Here is a 17304-nt window from a genome sequence, read left to right as displayed (position 1 = left end):
AATGTCGAGAATGACGAAATGCTGCTGGCACAGCTGCAGCCATCCTTCTCGAAGATCGCAGCACACGCCGACGGGTTCTTCTATGAAGCGGTGCAGCTGGTCAACGAGAATGGCCTGACCGTAATCCCCGTCGTCTCGGGCGAATCGGAATACGCCGGCGCCATCATCGCCACCGACCTGCTGAGACACGCTGGGCCGGACGGCAGGCGTCAACGACCTTGGAGGGATCATCGTCCTGGAGATGGAAAAAGTGAGCTTTTCATTCAGCGAGATAGCCAAGCTGGTGGAAACCAACGACGCGCAGATCATCCAGCTGAATACCTACAAGGACGGCACGTCCGGCAACTTTTATATCACCCTAAGGATCAACAAGGCCGAGATCTCCGATATCGTCGCTACTTTTCAGCGGTACGAATACCAGATAAAATATTATTTTGGCGAAGAGCTGTACGAGAACGAGCTCCGCAGCAACTACGACCACCTGATGAACTACCTGAATATCTAAGGCGGGGATGAGATTATTCTTTATAATCCTGGCCGTTTCCCTGGATCTTTCTGTTTTCGCGCAAAACCCGCCTCATTTCTCCTTTCCGGCTGGTATGCCCGCTTCACCCCCGCCCTCTGCGTGGCCCCCTCCATTCCCTACGTACCCTACCCCCCTCTATTCCCTCAGTACCCGACACCGCCGCGGTCCCCGCGTCCGATACCCTCAACCCGATCGTTTGTGTCGTGGGGGACCTCCTGATCAAAGGCAACCACAAGACGAGGACCTATATCGTGACGCGGGAACTCTCCTTTAAAACAGGCGACACGCTCACGCTGGGTCAGCTGGTAAAAGGTTTCAGGGATGTACACGACCGGCTGATCAATACCCATCTTTTCAACGAGGTCGTAGTATTTGCCAGGTCCTTCAACGGCAAGGTAGTCGACGTCGAGATCGACGTGAAAGAGCGATGGTATATTTTCCCCCTTCCTTATTTCAAACCCGTCGACCGTAATTTCGCCGCCTGGTCGCAGAAGCACTACAACCTCAACCGGATCAACTACGGGGCCAAATTCACCTATTATAATTTTACAGGCCGCAATGACAACCTGACCGCACTGGCTCATCACCGGCTATGCCCAACAGTTGGAACTTTACTACAACCTGCCCTATCTCGACCGCAAGCTGAAACACGGGTTTGGCTTTGGCTTCAACTATATCGCGCAGAAAGAACTGGACGTCCGGACGGTGGGCAACCAGCAGGGGTTTATCAACTCGGATACCATTCCCTATGCAGGGAAATATCTCAGCAGACAGCTGTCATTTTCAGCCCGCTATTTTTACCGGCCCCGCCTGAAGGTGCGGCACGTCCTCAACTTTACACTCACCTCTACCCGTATCGACAGCGCGGTCACCGTCTGGAATCCGCACTATCTGGAGAACGAAAGAAGAAGTATAGTATATCCGCAGCTGACCTATACCCTCAACTACACCGACGTGGACTACGTATCCTATCCGCTGAGGGGGATCATCTTCGAGACTTCGCTTACGCGCAGGGGTATCGACCGGGATATGAACCTTTGGCTGCTGTCCACCCGTCTGGTCCGCAGCTGGCCGCTGGGCAGGAAACTATGGTTTGGCTTCGAGAACATCAATGTTCTGAAAGGACCGCTCAGCCAGCCTTTCTATAATCAGACGCTTATCGGCTACGGCGACGTATATATCCGGGGCCTGGACCGTTATGTCATCGACGGAACGGCGGGTATGGTCCTGCGTAATACCCTGTTTCGCGAACTGGTCAACGTCAATATCCCCATCCGGGGCAGCGTCTCCCACGACCATATCCCCCTGCGGGTCTTCGCCACGGCCTTTTCCGACTACGGATATGCCTACAATCGGGATTTTACCGCAAATTCGCTGGTCAACAGGGGACTTTATACCGCCGGAATTGGCCTGGATATAGTTACTTTTTACGACCTTTCCTTCAAGTTCGACTATGGCTTTAACCAATTAGGGCAAAACGGGCTATTTTTACATATCCGAAACGATTTCTGAGTGACCAGGAAACGCTGAAAAAGTTTCGTCCGGCACATAATTATTCCAAATGAGGGTAGCAATATACAGCAGGGTTATCGAGTATGAGTTCCAGAAAGACGTACAGCATTTGTTGGAGGAAATGACCCGCCAGAATCTGCATCCGGTGATGTACAAACCATTCCTGGAAAAGATCGGTCCTTCGCTCAACCTGCCGGAGGGGATCGGCTCATTTACCGATCCCGGCGATCTGGATGAGTCGATCGAGTTTATCATCAGTCTGGGCGGGGACGGCACGCTGCTGGATACGGTGTCGCTGGTGAGGGACAAGAACATCCCCGTCCTGGGCATTAATTTTGGCCGGCTTGGGTTTCTGGCGAGCATCGGCAGGGAGGACGTCACCACGGCGGTCACTGCCACGGCAAACCGCACTTTTCTGGTGGACCAGCGGTCTCTGATACACCTCGACGCCAACCTGCCGCTTTTCGGGGAGGTGCCCTACGGTCTGAATGAGTTTGCGATCCACAAGACGGACACTTCTCCGATGATCAAGATCCACACTTATCTTAATGGAGAATTTCTCAATACGTATTGGGCTGACGGTCTGATCGTCGCTACCCCCACAGGGTCGACGGGATACTCCCTCAGCTGCCAGGGACCGGTAGTTTTCCCCGATTCGGCCAGTTTTGTAATTACTCCGGTGGCGCCACACAATCTGAACGTGCGTCCCATCGTTGTACCTGATAATAATATCATCTCTTTCGAAGTGGAAGGACGTGCGGAGAATTTTATCTGTGTCCTCGATTCCCGAAAGGAGATCGTCGACAAGCAGGTTCAACTGGCGGTACGCAGGGAAGCTTTACGCTGAGCCTCATCCGCCTGAACGAAAATAACTTCCTGCAGACATTGCGGGGAAAGCTCTCCTGGGGGCTTGATACCGGGAACTAAAAAAGCTCACTCTCCAACTATCCCATATAAGCCAATTTTACACTACCCGAGGCCATGGAAAGACCTCGTCCGGGGACGAGGATAGCGAAGTCGCCGATCAAGACACCCAACGGTGTTGGGTGGCGAAGATCTCAATAATTAGCGTTTTGCCGGAGATTCGCTAGTTTTCGGGGAAGCGGATCTCCGGTAAATAAATTTTTACTACGATGAAAAAGTCTTTTTTGGGCCTTCTTTTGGCGTTGACCTTCTGTTTTCGGGCTTCAGCGCAGGAAGAAGCGATTGTGCAGGAGGGAGAGTATGGTGTTTCGCTGGGGGCTGCACATTATTTTGGCGACCTGAATCCGAACCCCCGTTTTAACAGGCCGGGACTGGCAGTGGGCGCCTTTTTCCGGAAACAGTTCGGTAATTATGTAGCCGTCAGAATAGGGGGCAGTATGGCTTCGTGGGGTATTCCGACAAGTACAACAAGTCGAATGAGTTCATGTACCGGCGGAACCTCAGTTTTAACAGCAATATCTGGGAACTGGCGCTGCAGGGCGATTTCAATTTCCTGAAATTCATTCCGGGTAGTGCATACAACCGGTTTACTCCTTATATAACTTTCGGCGTCGGGGTCTTCAACTACGATCCCTATGCCTATTATCAGGGACAAAAGTCTATCTGCGCCAGCTGGGACGGAGGGTCAGGGCTCTTCCCTGTATCCGGACCGGAAACCCTACGGATCGATGGCGGTTTGCTTTCCGCTGGGGGTCGGCGTCAAATACAGCCTTAACAGGAAGATGAACCTGGGTTTTGAGGTTCTTTACCGGTTCACGACTACCGACTATATCGACGACGTCAGCACGACCTACGCCCCGGATGCTCGTCCGCAGACCCTGCCGGACGGCACGCCGACGGTGTGGTATGCCCTTCAGGACCGGTCGGGTGCGACGGGAGAGCCCATCGGGATCAAGGGCCGCCAAAGGGGCTACTCCAATCAGAAGGACAGCTATCTGACGGCGCAGGTGACGCTGAGCTTTAATTTAACCTCCTATAAATGCCCTTCGGCGAAATAGCCCTATCTTTGTGCCCCAAATCCCGAAAGGGGTCATAAACGTCTTCCATGGACGAGCTGAAGGAAAAAATAGACTTAAAGAAGCTGCCCAGCCATATAGCAATTATTATGGATGGGAATGGTCGCTGGGCCCAGGAGAAGGGTCAGGATCGGCTATTTGGTCATTTTCACGGCGTGGAAAGCGTGAGGGATATCGTGGAAGGCTGCGCCGAACTGGGCATCGGCTATCTTACCCTGTATGCTTTTTCTACTGAGAACTGGGACCGTCCGGCCTATGAGGTCACCGGACTGATGGAGCTGCTGGTCGAGACGATTCGCAACGAGGTCGGCACACTGAATAAGAACAATATTCGTTTGCACGTCATCGGGGATATGACCATGCTGCCGGAATATGCCCGCAACGAGCTGAATGAGGCCCTCGAGCTCACGGCCGCCAACACCGGACTGAATCTCGTGATGGCCCTCAGCTACAGCAGCCGCTGGGAGTTGACCGAAGCCGTTAAGAGCCTCGCCCAGGACGTACGCGCCGGAAAGCTTGACCCTGCCGCTATTACCCAGGACACACTCCAGCAGTACCTTTCGACAAAGGACTTTCCGGATCCCGAACTCATGATTCGCACCAGTGGCGAATATCGTATTAGTAATTTTCTGCTATATCAACTCGCTTATGCTGAATTATACTTCACCGGTGTTCGCTGGCCGGATTTTCGTAAGAAGAATCTCTATGAGGCCATCCTCGATTTTCAAGGCCGGGAGAGGCGTTTTGGAAAGACAAGCGCTCAGATTCAACAAGATTTGATCTCTCCTGAGGGCACTCCTAAAACGCCGGAGGCATTTTGTCCAAAGGACAATCGTTAGACCCTTTCGGCACAGTCACTAAGTTTGATTAAGTGGCTGTGACGAAACTTCTTAACAAAGACTTTGTATAAATCCCCTTAATTTGCCGCCTCAAGCCGCTATGCGGGCGTCCCAGGGACAGAAATCAGTGCAATTGCCGGAATGCACCGATCTCTTAAAGCGAGTTTCCGGCACATTTAAAAAACCGACTGGATGCAACGAAGATCGCTGATTTGCGTTTTTTTATTGACCACTTACTGCTTACTGAACACATTCGCTGCAAAAAGTCAGGACACGACGAACGTTCCCAAACGCGACACGATCCCAGCCGCCGATACTACGCATCCGACTTCCATCGACCCGGCGCTTATAGACCTTTCCAATCCTAAAAATCCTCCACACGAATACGTTATTGCAGGCATAAAGATCACCGGTACCAAATATCTCGACGAAACGCTTCTGACCTCTATTTCCGGATTGACCGTCGGCGATAAGATAACCATCCCTGGCGGAGACAACTTCAGCAAGGCTATTGGTAACCTCTGGAAACAAAGATTGTTCGCGGATATCGCCATCTACTTCACCCGCGTCGTAGGTAACAATATATATATTGAGATCAATGTGACGGAACGTCCCCGCCTCGGTAATTTCTATTTCAGGGGACCAGGCGTGAAGAAGGGTGATGGGGATGACCTGACGACCAAGACCGGGCTGATCAAGGGCCGGGTTATTACGGAGGACATGAAGCGGTCGGCCATCCAGGCGATCAAACGTTTTTATGCCGACAAGGGATACCAGACTGTCGCGGTGACCACTTCGGAGGTCCGTGATCCAACTGTTGCCAACTCGGAGATCCTGACCTTTATGATCGACAAGGGCCCCAAGGTCCGGGTCTATCAGATCAGCTTTTTCGGCAACGACGCCGTCCGCGAGAACAAGTTGAAAAAGCAACTAAAGGACACCAAGGAACTCAGCCGCATGACCCTTTTTCCGCCGTCGAACCAGACTCCGTACGGGCCGCACGATTCGATCACGCTGAGACAGTACCTGAGGAACTGGGGCTTTTTGTCCTTTACCAGCACCAAAGAATTCCTCGATCCGTGGTTCCGCTTTAAGATGTTCAGCTCGGCGAAGTTCAATGCTACCAAATTCGAGACCGACAAGCAGAAGGTCGTCGACTACTATAACTCGCAGGGTTACCGCGACGCGACCATCGTAAAGGATACGACCTATGTCGACACGACCAATCTCCGCAGCCGCGGACACCTGAACGTCGCCATCAAGGTTGACGAAGGCCATAAATACTATTTCGGTAATATCACCTGGAAGGGGAATACAAAGTACTCCGATTCCATCCTGAGCCTGATCATGGGTATCCACAAGGGCGACGTCTACAACCTGGACATCCTCAACAAGAAACTCGGCAAGCAAATGTCCCCGGAAGGCGGCGACATCAGCGGTCTGTATATGGATGACGGTTATCTGTTCTTCCACGTCGACCCGGTAGAGACCTCTGTATATAATGACACGATCGACTTTGAGATCCGTATGACGGAAGGTCCTCAGGCGACCATCAAGGACGTGACCATCGCCGGCAACGACAAGACCAACGAGTACGTGATCCGTCGCGAACTTTTCACAGTGCCCGGCGACAAGTTCAGCAGAAGCGATATCGTCCGTTCGACCCGCCAGATCGCCAACCTCGGCTTCTTCAACCAGGAGAAGATCAACCCCGGCGTGACTCCGAACCGAGGAAGACGGGACGGTGAATATCAACTGGACCGTGGAAGAGAAGTCGGGTAACCAACTGGAGCTTTCAGCCGGCTGGGGTGGTGGTATCGGTCTGACGGGTACCGTGGGTATCACATTCGCCAACTTCTCCATCAAGAATATTTTCCATAAGGACGCCTGGCAGCCCCTGCCCGAAGGCGACGGCCAAAAACTGAGTTTGCGTATCCAGTCCAACGGTAAGGCCTACCAGTCCTATAACTTCTCGTTCACCGAGCCCTGGCTGGGGGCAAAAAAGAAATTCACTGACGGTAAGTCTCTACCGCAGCGTCTTCCGCACGGGTGGCTATAACTTCCGTACCAATACCTATTCGTTCAGCGACACCAACTCCCTGAAGAACTTCGGTGTGACCGTCGCGCTGGGCAAGCAGCTGAAATGGCCGGACGATTTCTTTACGCTGACCTACTCCGTCAACTATACGCAGTATGACCTGAATAACTACCCACTGTTCACCTCGGCGTTCCGTAACGGCCGGTCTACGAACTTCAGTTTCAAGCTGGCTCTGAGCCGGTACGATCTGGACCAGCCGATCTATCCGAGACGCGGTTCGAACCTGTTGCTAAGCGTTCAGCTCACGCCGCCCTATTCGGCGATCGACCACGGGCTGACACAGGCGGATAGTTACAAACTGCCGGAATACCACAAATGGCGTTTCACCAGCGACTGGTACCTGCCGATCGGGAACGCGATGGGCGCCGACAAGAGCAGACAGTTCGTGCTGAAGGCTTCTGCCAAGTACGGCTTCATGGGTCGCTACAATGCCGGTCTGGGCTTCTCTCCCTTTGAGCGCTTCCAGGTGGGGGATGCCGGCCTGACCAATAACTTCGGCCTTTTGGGCTACGACATTATCTCGCAGCGGGGTTATCCGGTATATGAGAACTCCGATCCCAAGGTCAACCCCGACCAGCAGCAGGCAAGCCAGTTCTTTACCATCTTTAATAAGTATACCCTTGAGCTGCGCTACCCTTTCACGACGAATCCCAGCAGCACCATCTATGGTCTGACCTTCTTCGAGGCGGCGAATGGCTGGTATAACTATACGGATTACAACCCCTTCCGTCTTCGTAGGAGTGTGGGGGTGGGGATGCGCTTCTTCCTCCCGATGTTTGGTCTGCTGGGCTTCGACTACGGTATCGGGCTTGATCGCATCCAGAACGGGTCACTCAGGGACGCTACCCGATTTACCTTTATGTTAGGATATGAACCGGATTAATTGATTATATTGACCTCCTAATCAGGACTGACCATGAAACCGAGCAACACCCATTTAATGACGCAGGCGAATGACCTGCGAGGTTCCGACCGGCAATTTAAAAGAAGTAGCGTACGGTCGAAAAAGCTAATTCTTTCCGTTGTCTGCGCGCTGGCTTTTGCTTTCGCCGGCCATGCCCAGGCACGCTATGCGGTCGTAGACACCAAATACATTCTCGACAAGATGCCGGACTACAAGGATGCGCAGAAGAGGCTGGACCAGACCAGCATGCAGTGGCAGAAGGAGATCGACGACAGACAGTCGGCGCTGGACAAGATGTATAAGGACTTTGAGGCAGAACAGGTTATGCTGAGCGATACGCTGAAGAAAAAGAGGGAGGATCAGCTGTTCAACAAGGAGAAGGAAGTACGCGACCTTCAGCGCAAGCGGTTCGGCTTCGAAGGAGATCTTTTTAAATTGAGGCAGGACCTGGTGAAGCCGATCCAGGACAAGGTCTACAATGCCATTCAACAACTCGCTGTTAACAGAATGTACGACTTTATTTTGGATAAAAGTGAGGGAATTACTGTTATATTTGCCGACCCAAAACTGGACAAGAGCGAAGATGTGCTGAAATTATTGGGTATAAAATAACCCGACCCGGGTGATCCGAGGTTCGGCGGTTCAGCGGTTCACATAAAGGAGCAAAACAACAAAAACTATAAGAGACAGGCGGCATGCGTATTTGCCCTGCGGTCTTTACAAACAAACATCAAAACAAAATGAAAAAGATTGTTTCAATCGTAGCGGTGGTTATGGGCCTGATGATGGCGGGCAATTCTGTTAAGGCTCAGGCCGGTAACAAGATCGGCTATATCAGCCTGCAAGAGCTGATCCCGTCCATGTCTGAATACAAGAAGGCAGATACAGCGCTGAACGACTACCAGGGGTGCGCTGGGTCAGCAATTCGATGATATGAGAAAGGAGTACTACGAGAAAGACAGCGTACTTAACTCCAAAGATTCCGTCAAGTTCACCAAAGCTCAGCTGGAAATGAAGAGAAGGGAAGTGAATGAGTTGCTCGTCAAGCTGCAGGGCTGGCAGCAGCAGGCTCAGCAGATGTATCAGCAGAAGCAGCAGGAGTTGATCGCTCCGATCCAGAAAAAGGCTGTTGACGCTGTTCAGGCCGTAGCCAAAGAGAATGGTTATGCATACGTGCTGACGAAAGAGGCGCTGCTCGTTAGCCCGCCCGCCGAAGATATCCTGCCCCTCGTGAAGAAGAAGCTGGGGGTTAAATAGTCCGAGTTCATTGTACCACGATAACGCTTGCGCCAGAGAGTTCTCTCTGGCGCTTTCGTATTTTAGGGGTGGGTCCCTCGGGCCCACCCCCGGGCCTGACCTCCCCCGGGCCTGGCCGTGGTTGCGGTTCACATGGTTCACGTCCCTCCGTTGCGCGGTTCACGCGCGTCCAGTATCTTTGTCCCATGCGGCATCCAATTGGTGTTTTTGATTCCGGTTACGGCGGCCTCACCGTCCTCAAGTCCATGGTGGGCCGTCTTCCTCAGTACGACTATGTCTATCTCGGCGACAACGCCCGGGCGCCATACGGCAACCGGTCTTTCGAAACCGTCTACCACTATACCTTACAGTGTGTCCGCTGGTTATTCGATCAGGGTTGCCCGCTGGTGATCCTTGCGTGCAACACCGCCAGCGCCAAGGCGCTTCGCACCATTCAGCAGAATGACCTGCCGAATATCGCTCCGTCCAACCGGGTACTCGGGGTCATCCGGCCGACGACGGAAGTGATCGGCAATTTTACCCGCAGCGGCAAGGTGGGAGTACTGGCTACACGTGGTACGGTGCTGTCGGGCTCCTATCCTATCGAGATTGAAAAATTCTTTCCGGACCTGGCCGTTTATCAGCAGGCCTGCCCGCTCTGGGTGCCCCTGATCGAGAACAACGAGCACGACAAACCCGGAGCCGACTATTTTGTAAAGGAATACCTCGACCAGCTGCAGGAACAGGCGCCCGGTATCGATACGGTTCTGCTGGCCTGTACACACTATCCGCTATTGAAGGACAAGATCTCCCGGTTTTTGCCCCAGGGAGCGACGCTGATCTCGCAGGGGGAGATCGTTGCCGACAGTCTGGCCGACTACCTCGGCCGTCACCCGGAGATGGAAACCCGCTGCAGCAAAGGGGGCCGGCTCAGTTTTTACACCACAGACTCTCCGGAAGATTTTGATAATCATGCCAGTATATTTTATGGGGAAAATTTGCGCTCAGAGCATGTTGGGTTGGTATAGTTTTCCACTTTTTCCTTACCTTTGCCGTCCCTTTCACCGGCGACGGGTATGGTGACCCGTAGTCATGATTGAAATTGATTTTCTGACAAGACAAAATTTATAGAATGAAACGTACATTTCAACCACACAGACGTCGCCGGAAGACTGTTCACGGTTTTCGCAAGCGTATGCAGACTGCCAATGGCCGCAAGGTTCTGGCTAGCCGTCGCAAGAAGGGTCGTAAGAAGTTGACTATTTCTGACGAATCGAAATTAAAATAGGCGGTGTCTTCTTCAATAAAGAATTGATAGCTTCGGGGTATCCCGGAGCTATTTTTGTTATGTCCAATGGATCGCAATTTTACCTGGAAGAAAGAGAAACTTAAAAGCCGCAAGCGGATCGAGCAGGTTTTTAAGGAGGGGAGGAGCTTCGGGCTTTTCCCCTACAGGGTCTATTTCCTACTCGAAACGGCCCAGGTTGGGCACGCCTCCCACCCGCTGAATGGGGCACCCGATCCGACCGCCGGGATCGGCGAGTCAACCCCAGACCGCGAGTCAACCAAAGACAGCGGGCCAACCCCGGCCGGCGAGTCAACCCCAGACCGCGAGTCAACCCCAGACCGCGAGTCAACCCCAGACCGCGAGCCAACCACAGACAGCGGGCCAACCCCGGCCGGCGCATCCACCTCAGCCCGCGAACCATACAAGGCCAAAGGCCCCCTCCACGCCGGTTTCGGCGCCAGCAAGCGTAACTTCAAACGGGCAGTCGACCGTAACCGGATCAAGCGCCTGAGCCGGGAAGGCTATCGCCTTCAGAAAGAGCCGCTCCTCCGGCGGCTGGAAGAAAAGGGGCTGTCGATGGCCGTCTTCTTTATCTATACGGGCAGGGACCTCCCCGATTATCCGACCGTGACCGAAAAGATCGGCGTAGCTTTACACAAACTAATAAAGGAGATACGATGAGGAAGGTATTGCGTGTGCTTGGTTTGCCATTGATCGCGTTGATAAAGATCTATCAATGGGTGATCTCTCCTGCCATCGGGCCTCGCTGCCGATTCACGCCGAGCTGCTCGAACTATGCGATCGAAGCGCTGAAGAAACACGGCATCTTCAAAGGAACCTGGCTGGCGATGCGGCGGATCAGCCGCTGCCATCCCTCGGGGCGGACACGGGGTGGATCCGGTACCCTGAGACACGCCCCGTCGCCGCGGCTACCGTTGCCCCACAAAAAAATAATCCCGGCGGTGGACCGGGACTACTGATTGCGATCAATTCAATTCTTTTTATTTGGAGGCTTTCTTTGACTGGTCGTCTGCCGGCTGTCCGGCTTGTACCTGTGGCGTTCCGCCGGCCATTTTCTCCAGATTGCCGATGATCTCTCTCATCTCTTTCATGCTGTAGAATTTATAGATCTCCGGTACCGATGCCGCGTCGAAAGAACCGGGGATGGTAGTGAAGGGGCCGAAGACCTTGCCTTTGGGATCGGAGCTGATCTTTTGGATCTTGCCGGGAACGATAAAATAATTTTTATTGGCTTCGCTAACGTTCTGACCGACGGCCAGTTTTTGCAGGCTGTCGAGTTTTTGTTTCAGTGCGTCCTGGGTGATCCTTGCTTCGCCGCCTTCCGCGCCGACGTGCTGCATGCTGCCGACGACCGTGTCATTCTTGAGGTTGGCGATATACAGACCGTCGTCGGTGGCGGTAAGGGTGATCTTTCCCTGTGGGGCCTGGATATCCAGGTTGACGGGGTCGCCGCTGGTGAAATCCAGTTCCTGTTCATGGTGGGTGGTGCCGTCTGCTACGGTGATATGCTGCCTGGTATTGTCGACCTGAATATCGCCGCTGGCGTATACCAATATTTTCTTTTCGTGACCTTTACAGGCGGCAAAGCAGACCACTGCTGAGATTAACAGGAAACGGGATGTTCTTTTCATGACGAAGTAATGATGGTTTATGGTAATTTAAGGCCGGCCCCGCTGGAGCCGGCCCGGATAAATATACAATTCTTTATTTTCCAGCCGCGTACAGCTCTGCCACTTTTTCCCAGTTGACCAAATTCCAGAATGCGCCCAGATAGTCGGCGCGGCGGTTCTGATACTTCAGGTAATAAGCGTGTTCCCACACGTCGACGCCCAGCAGCGGAGTTCCCTTAACTTCCGCTACATCCATCAGTGGGTTGTCCTGGTTGGGAGTGGAAGTAATTTCGAGCTTGCCGTCTTTCAGGATCAGCCAGGCCCAGCCGCTGCCAAAACGGGTCGTGCCGGCTGCGTTGAATTTTTCCTTGAAGGCATCAAAGCTGCCGAACGTAGTATGGATATCGTCGGCCAGCTTGCCGGCGGGAGCCTTTGTCGATTTCGGGCTCATTATCTGCCAGAAGAAGCTGTGGTTCCAGTGACCGCCTGCGTTGTTGCGAACGGCAGGGCTGATCGAACCCGCTTTTGCAACCAGCTCTTCGAGCGATTTGCCTTCGTTGGGTGTGCCGGCGATTGCCTTATTCAAATTGTCGATATATGCCTGATGGTGTTTACCATGATGTATTTGCATGGTAGTAGCGTCGATATGCGGTTCCAATGCTTCAAACGCATAAGGGAGCGCGGGAAGTGTAAATGCCATAACGAATGTTTTAAATTAAAAAATTATAGTTGTGTCAATGCCTGAAGGGATAACAAACCTACGTAAAATTGAGCAAACTTGCCCTTATTGGGCAAACTTGCCTTCGGGCCCGGAAAAGTTCAACAAAGCAACTTATCGTCGGGCGCGGAAAAACTCCTGCATCAGGGTAGCGCATTCGTCCCGGAGGATGCCCCCGGTCAAATCTGTTTTGGGATGGAAGGGCCAGCCGTCAACCGTTGCGTCGGGACTGCCGCGGCGATAGCCGTTCTTGTCGTCCTCGGCGCCGAATACCACGCGGCCGATCTTGCTCCAGTAAAGCGCGCCGGCGCACATCAGACAGGGCTCCACGGTGACATAGATCGTGGCTTCGGGAAGGTACTTGCTGCCGAGGTTATTGAAGGCGGAAGTGAGCGCAATGATCTCGGCGTGGGCCGTGCAGTCGTTGAGGCGTTCGGTCTGGTTATGACCACGGGCGATGATGCGGTTGTTCATCACAACTACGGCGCCGATCGGCACTTCCTCCTCTTCATATGCAAGACGGGCCTCCTTAAGTGCCTGCTGCATGTAGTATTCGTCGGTCATGGGTAAAAGGGGTAAAGGTAGTTAAATCAATTGGAGCCTGGCAACCTTTGGATCAACTAACACCTGGTCATGTTCGAAGTCAAGTTTGATCCGCCATTTTTGCAGGGTTTCCGCTCCTATGATCGCTTCTTCACTGAGACCGGGTACAATCGGAAACTCGTCCGGGAGTTCCCCTTTCGGACCTACGTATAGTAACGAATGCCTGATGATAGACATAAGTTAAGGCTTTTTTTCAAAAATAAATGGTTTGATCAATTCAATTTTGTGAAACTTTGTGGTGTTCCACGGCGGGAAAAATGGATACGCATATGCACGACTTACAACTTCTCCGGCAATTTTTCGAATCCGGCGTCACGCGCCCATATGAGTGGCGGCGCCAGCAACTGCTGGCACTGCGCCAGTCGCTACTGGACCACGAACAGGAGATCTATGCCGCGCTGCACAAAGACCTTGGGAAGAGCCCGGAGGAAGCCTACGGCTCCGAGCTGGGGCTGGTGTTTTCGGAAATACGGTTTGCTCTGAAACATCTGCGGCGCTGGATGAGACCTCGCAGAGTAGGAACCAATCTCGTCAACTGGCCTTCTTCTTCCAGAGTCTACCGCGACCCGCTTGGCGTCGTCCTGATCATCGCGCCATGGAACTATCCCCTGCAGTTGTCCTTGCTGCCCGTGGCCGCCGCACTGGCCGGCGGAAATGCGGTCGTGCTCAAACCCTCCGAGCTGGCATGCGCTACCGCGGCCGTCATCGAAAAGATGCTGATAAAGACATTCCCACGGGAATGTATATGCGTTGTACAGGGCGACGGCGCGACGGTGGTCCCCGACCTGATCAGACAATTTAAGTTTGACCATATCTTTTTTACCGGCGGCGTGGCCGTCGGACGCTCGGTGTACCAGCTGGCCGCGCAGCAGCTGACTCCCGTTACGCTCGAACTCGGGGGAAAGAGCCCCGTAGTAGTGGCTGCCGACGCCGACCTCCGGATAACGGCGAGGCGTATCGCAGTAGGAAAATTCACTAACGCGGGGCAGACCTGTATAGCTCCGGACTACCTTCTTGTACACAGGTCGGTAAGGGACGAACTGGTGGCCAGTGCTGCGGGAAGTGATCGCGGAATTCTATGGAGAAAAGCCGGAAGAGAGCCCCGACTTCGGGAGGATCATCAACGGGAAACGATTCGATACGCTTGTCGGATATTTGCAGCAGTCCACCGTACTCTTCGGAGGACAGTACGACCGGAACCGGCTTTTTATCGCCCCCACACTATTGACGGCGACCCCGGACCAACCGGTCATGAACGACGAGATCTTCGGACCCCTGTTGCCGGTAGTAACATTCGATGCGATGGAGGAGGCGGTCTCGGTCGTCAGAAGGCATCCGGATCCCCTGGCCTTTTATCTGTTTACGGGGGACAGGGATACGGAGAGGATGTGGACGGAAAACGTTTCATTCGGCGGAGGTTGTATCAACAATACCGACTGGCATTTTACAAACCCGCACCTTCCCTTCGGCGGGGTCGGCAATAGCGGCATGGGGGCCTATCACGGGAAAAATTCGTTCGATACGTTCACCCGCGAAAAAGCAGTGATGAAGACGCCCGCTTTTCCGGATCCTCCTGTAAAGTACCCTCCATTTAAGGGGAAGATGAAATGGTTCAAATTTTTTTTGAAGTAGGGGTTCCGGATACCCGGAAAACCCAAGCAGGGAACCTTCCCCGATGTCTTACCGTCGCGACATTGGACCCTGATATGGCAGCCTCCATTCCCAGCCCTAATACGCGCAGTCTTCGAGCTGACCCGCCGAAAAGCCGGCAGCGATCCTAACGGGCACAAATCCGGTATAACGGTTCTGTACCTGCCGCAGGACGTCTTCGATCTCTTCAACCGTCGCCTTTTGCACCAGCTGGTTACGAAACTCCTTGATATGCGGGAATCCCTTCAGATAGTTGGTATAGTGGCGGCGCATCTCGAGGATCCCTACTACCGGGCCTTTCCATTCTACCGAACGGAGGAGGTGGTCCCGGATCGCCCCGATGCGCTGTTCGATGGTAGGAGGGGCGAGGTGCTCTCCGGTTGCAAGGAAATGTTTTATCTCGTTGAATATCCAGGGATATCCTATCGCGGCGCGGCCGATCATGATCCCGTCAACTCCATAACGGTCCCTGTATAGGCGCGCTTTCTCGGGAGAATCGATGTCTCCGTTGCCGAAGATGGGAATATGGATGCGGGGATTTTCCTTCACTTTTGCGATCAGCGTCCAGTCGGCCTCTCCCTTGTAGAGCTGCGATCGGGTGCGGCCGTGTATCGTCAGTGCCCTGATGCCGACGTCCTGCAGCCTTTCGGCTACCTCTTCGATATTTTTTGACAGGTCGTCCCATCCGAGACGGGTCTTGACGGTTACCGGCAGGCTCGTACTTTTTACGACTGCTTCCGTAAGCCGCGTCATCGCGGGAACATCTTTGAGGACGGCTGCTCCTGCCCCTTACATACGACTTTCTTTACGGGACAGCCGAAGTTGATGTCGACGAGGTCGGGCTGTACCGTGTCCACGATACGGGCGCTCATGGCCATGGCCTCCTCGTCGCCGCCGAATATCTGGATACCGAAGGGACGCTCGTACTCAAAAAATCCAGCTTTTGCCGGCTTTTCATGGCGTCGCGTATCAGACCTTCGCTGGAAATAAACTCACTGTACATCAGGTCGGCGCCGTTGTGCTTGCAGACATAGCGGAAAGGGGGATCGCTCACGTCTTCCATGGGTGCGAGCAACAGCGGGAACTCAGGAATTTGTATCTTGCCGATGTTTATCACGGTATAAAAGCCCAAATTTACGCACTTACCCGCGGATTTCCCAATGTGAACCGGCATTTGGACGGGATGGGGGACGCCCCAAAGGAGTGAACCAGATGGTTCACGGTGAGAGCGGCGCAACACGACGGGGGCGGGTAACGGGTAAGCCGGATGCGGAAAACGCGGGTTTAGCCGTGAGCAAGAATGATATATGTACAACAACCTTAAAATTCGTTCTCCCTGGGCGCAGATGGCAATTTTTATGCTGTCGCTGGGGGTGTTTTTATTTTAGTGGCGGCCGTCATACAGCTGACGCTCCATAGCGGATCGGTTGCCCCTGACCTTTCCAACCCCAGGTGCTTGCGCTTCAAAAACTTATGCAGGCACTCTGGACCATCTGCCTTTTCGGGCTGCCCTCTCTTATCTATGCCCGGGCCACTTTCAGGGAACGACCCTTATTCGAGCTGGGCCTCCGGCCGGCGCAAAATACCGGTTTTTATATTCTGGCGATCGTCCTTCTGGTCCTGGCCATTCCGCTGGAAGGCTGGCTGGGCGTACTCAACAGAAAGCTCCCGCTGCCACCCCCGATGATCGAACTGGAAAAAGCGACTGACCGCCAGGTGATGGCCTATCTGAAGGTTCGTTCGCCCCTGGATATCGTCATAAACCTCCTCATCATGGCCGTTCTGCCCGCCATTTTTGAAGAGCTTTGTTTTCGCGGCGTGATCCAGCGGATACTGATACAGGTATTCGGCAATCCCTGGGGAGGCATTATCGTTGCGGCGGCTTTGTTCTCGGCCTTTCACATGCAATTCCAGGGCTTCCTGCCCCGGATGATGTTGGGTATACTGCTGGGCGCCGCTTTCTGGTATAGCGGAAGTCTGTGGACGGCCATATTCGCGCACATGTTCTACAACGGTATACAGGTCATCGTCGCCAGCTACTATCCGAAAATGATCGACGAAAACCCTTCCGTGCCGGCCTGGCTGGGACTGGGGAGCCTGGTATTAGTCGTAGGTTTGCTGGGACTGATCCGTAAACAGTCGACCGCCTCCTACGAGCAGGTGTATAGCTGAACCGGGGATTTGTATCCTAAATTAACGTCATGGCACTAAATCCATCTGTATTCAAGACACGGTCGCTGACGGCCGCCGTATTCGTAGCAGTCATGCTGGCGGGGCTCTTGTGGAGTCCCCTGGAGTT

General features: G+C 53.6%; 22 protein-coding genes and 3 pseudogenes. 20 read left to right on the top strand and 5 right to left on the bottom strand.

What is annotated here, in order from left to right:
- Nucleotides 1–241 precede the first annotated feature (241 nt).
- The 17 genes and pseudogenes from ACQ86N_RS43515 (at nt 242) to yidD (ending at nt 11383) form a co-directional block, all read left to right on the top strand.
- Entirely contained in the window at nt 242–505 is a 264-nt protein-coding gene (locus ACQ86N_RS43515; protein ID WP_431218044.1) for a hypothetical protein, read from the top strand.
- 224 nt (nt 506–729) lie between these two features.
- Nucleotides 730–894 (top strand): annotated as a pseudogene (locus tag ACQ86N_RS43510) (POTRA domain-containing protein); the annotation flags it as partial.
- A gap of 235 nt (nt 895–1129) precedes the next feature.
- Complete coding sequence (locus ACQ86N_RS43505; RefSeq protein WP_431218043.1) at nt 1130–2038, top strand: hypothetical protein; 909 nt, start codon at nt 1130–1132, stop codon at nt 2036–2038.
- A 49-nt stretch (nt 2039–2087) separates the two neighbouring features.
- On the top strand, nt 2088–2885 hold the full coding sequence (locus ACQ86N_RS43500; RefSeq protein ID WP_431212500.1) for an NAD kinase: 798 nt from the start codon (nt 2088–2090) through the stop codon (nt 2883–2885).
- A gap of 522 nt (nt 2886–3407) precedes the next feature.
- Nucleotides 3408–3737, top strand: coding sequence for a DUF6089 family protein (locus tag ACQ86N_RS43495; RefSeq protein ID WP_431212499.1), 330 nt, complete (start codon nt 3408–3410; stop codon nt 3735–3737).
- 7 nt (nt 3738–3744) lie between these two features.
- A complete protein-coding gene (locus tag ACQ86N_RS43490; RefSeq protein ID WP_431212498.1) occupies nt 3745–4020 on the top strand; it encodes a hypothetical protein in 276 nt (91 codons plus the stop codon).
- A 47-nt stretch (nt 4021–4067) separates the two neighbouring features.
- Nucleotides 4068–4877: an isoprenyl transferase gene (locus ACQ86N_RS43485; protein WP_431212497.1), complete on the top strand. Its 810-nt coding sequence runs from the start codon at nt 4068–4070 to the stop codon at nt 4875–4877.
- Between the two features lie 192 nt (nt 4878–5069).
- Nucleotides 5070–6659 (top strand): BamA/OMP85 family outer membrane protein, encoded by a 1590-nt coding sequence (locus ACQ86N_RS43480; RefSeq protein ID WP_431212496.1) that lies wholly within the window; start codon nt 5070–5072, stop codon nt 6657–6659.
- The gene (locus ACQ86N_RS43475; RefSeq protein ID WP_431212495.1) at nt 6622–6936 is read left to right on the top strand and encodes a hypothetical protein; all 315 of its coding nucleotides are present in this window, start codon (nt 6622–6624) and stop codon (nt 6934–6936) included. The genes ACQ86N_RS43480 and ACQ86N_RS43475 overlap by 38 nt, the downstream gene beginning before the upstream one ends.
- 55 nt (nt 6937–6991) lie before the next feature.
- Nucleotides 6992–7858, top strand: a complete 867-nt coding sequence (locus tag ACQ86N_RS43470) for a BamA/TamA family outer membrane protein (protein WP_431212494.1) — start codon at nt 6992–6994, stop codon at nt 7856–7858.
- A gap of 57 nt (nt 7859–7915) precedes the next feature.
- The gene (locus ACQ86N_RS43465) at nt 7916–8491 is read left to right on the top strand and encodes an OmpH family outer membrane protein (protein ID WP_431212493.1); all 576 of its coding nucleotides are present in this window, start codon (nt 7916–7918) and stop codon (nt 8489–8491) included.
- Nucleotides 8492–8619: 128 nt separating this feature from the next.
- Nucleotides 8620–8811, top strand: a complete 192-nt coding sequence (locus ACQ86N_RS43460) for a hypothetical protein (RefSeq protein WP_431212492.1) — start codon at nt 8620–8622, stop codon at nt 8809–8811.
- Nucleotide 8812: 1 nt separating this feature from the next.
- Nucleotides 8813–9136 carry an OmpH family outer membrane protein gene (locus ACQ86N_RS43455; RefSeq protein ID WP_431212491.1) on the top strand — a complete coding sequence of 108 codons (324 nt, stop codon included), beginning with the start codon at nt 8813–8815 and terminating at the stop codon, nt 9134–9136.
- A 185-nt stretch (nt 9137–9321) separates the two neighbouring features.
- Nucleotides 9322–10143, top strand: a complete 822-nt coding sequence (murI, locus tag ACQ86N_RS43450; RefSeq protein WP_431212490.1) for a glutamate racemase — start codon at nt 9322–9324, stop codon at nt 10141–10143.
- A 104-nt stretch (nt 10144–10247) separates the two neighbouring features.
- Nucleotides 10248–10403, top strand: a complete 156-nt coding sequence (gene rpmH / locus ACQ86N_RS43445; protein WP_303590712.1) for a 50S ribosomal protein L34 — start codon at nt 10248–10250, stop codon at nt 10401–10403.
- A gap of 66 nt (nt 10404–10469) precedes the next feature.
- Complete coding sequence (locus ACQ86N_RS43440; protein WP_431212489.1) at nt 10470–11084, top strand: ribonuclease P protein component; 615 nt, start codon at nt 10470–10472, stop codon at nt 11082–11084.
- Nucleotides 11081–11383 (top strand): membrane protein insertion efficiency factor YidD, encoded by a 303-nt coding sequence (yidD, locus tag ACQ86N_RS43435; protein WP_431212488.1) that lies wholly within the window; start codon nt 11081–11083, stop codon nt 11381–11383. Before ACQ86N_RS43440 ends, yidD begins: the two co-directional genes overlap by 4 nt.
- Before the next feature lie 21 nt (nt 11384–11404).
- Here yidD and ACQ86N_RS43430 read toward each other — a convergent pair whose 3' ends face one another.
- The 3 genes from ACQ86N_RS43430 to tadA form a co-directional block, all read right to left on the bottom strand.
- The gene (locus tag ACQ86N_RS43430) at nt 11405–12055 is read right to left on the bottom strand and encodes a hypothetical protein (protein ID WP_431212487.1); all 651 of its coding nucleotides are present in this window, start codon (nt 12053–12055) and stop codon (nt 11405–11407) included.
- Between the two features lie 73 nt (nt 12056–12128).
- On the bottom strand, nt 12129–12734 hold the full coding sequence (locus ACQ86N_RS43425) for a superoxide dismutase (RefSeq protein WP_431212486.1): 606 nt from the start codon (nt 12732–12734) through the stop codon (nt 12129–12131).
- Nucleotides 12735–12866: 132 nt separating this feature from the next.
- Entirely contained in the window at nt 12867–13316 is a 450-nt protein-coding gene (gene tadA / locus ACQ86N_RS43420) for a tRNA adenosine(34) deaminase TadA (RefSeq protein WP_431212485.1), read from the bottom strand.
- A 296-nt stretch (nt 13317–13612) separates the two neighbouring features.
- Between tadA and ACQ86N_RS43415 the strand changes: the two are divergent.
- Together ACQ86N_RS43415 and ACQ86N_RS43410 are read left to right on the top strand one after the other, a co-directional pair.
- A pseudogene (locus ACQ86N_RS43415) lies at nt 13613–14347 on the top strand (aldehyde dehydrogenase family protein); the annotation flags it as partial.
- 70 nt (nt 14348–14417) lie between these two features.
- The gene (locus ACQ86N_RS43410) at nt 14418–14987 is read left to right on the top strand and encodes an aldehyde dehydrogenase family protein (RefSeq protein ID WP_431212484.1); all 570 of its coding nucleotides are present in this window, start codon (nt 14418–14420) and stop codon (nt 14985–14987) included.
- 96 nt (nt 14988–15083) lie between these two features.
- On the opposite strand, the gene ACQ86N_RS43405 is transcribed toward ACQ86N_RS43410, so the two are convergent.
- Both ACQ86N_RS43405 and ACQ86N_RS43400 read right to left on the bottom strand, forming a co-directional pair.
- Nucleotides 15084–15758: a tRNA dihydrouridine synthase gene (locus ACQ86N_RS43405; RefSeq protein ID WP_431212483.1), complete on the bottom strand. Its 675-nt coding sequence runs from the start codon at nt 15756–15758 to the stop codon at nt 15084–15086.
- Nucleotides 15755–16068: pseudogene (locus ACQ86N_RS43400) on the bottom strand (tRNA-dihydrouridine synthase). Before ACQ86N_RS43400 ends, ACQ86N_RS43405 begins: the two are co-directional and overlap by 4 nt.
- A 410-nt stretch (nt 16069–16478) precedes the next feature.
- Here ACQ86N_RS43400 and ACQ86N_RS43395 point away from each other — a divergent pair.
- Nucleotides 16479–17177: a lysostaphin resistance A-like protein gene (locus ACQ86N_RS43395; protein ID WP_431212482.1), complete on the top strand. Its 699-nt coding sequence runs from the start codon at nt 16479–16481 to the stop codon at nt 17175–17177.
- The last annotated feature ends 127 nt before the right edge of the window (nt 17178–17304 follow it).

The sequence above is a fragment of the Puia sp. P3 genome (genome assembly GCF_050632245.1).
Lineage (GTDB): Bacteria > Bacteroidota > Bacteroidia > Chitinophagales > Chitinophagaceae > Puia.
This window is presented reverse-complemented; position numbering and strand designations above follow the sequence as displayed.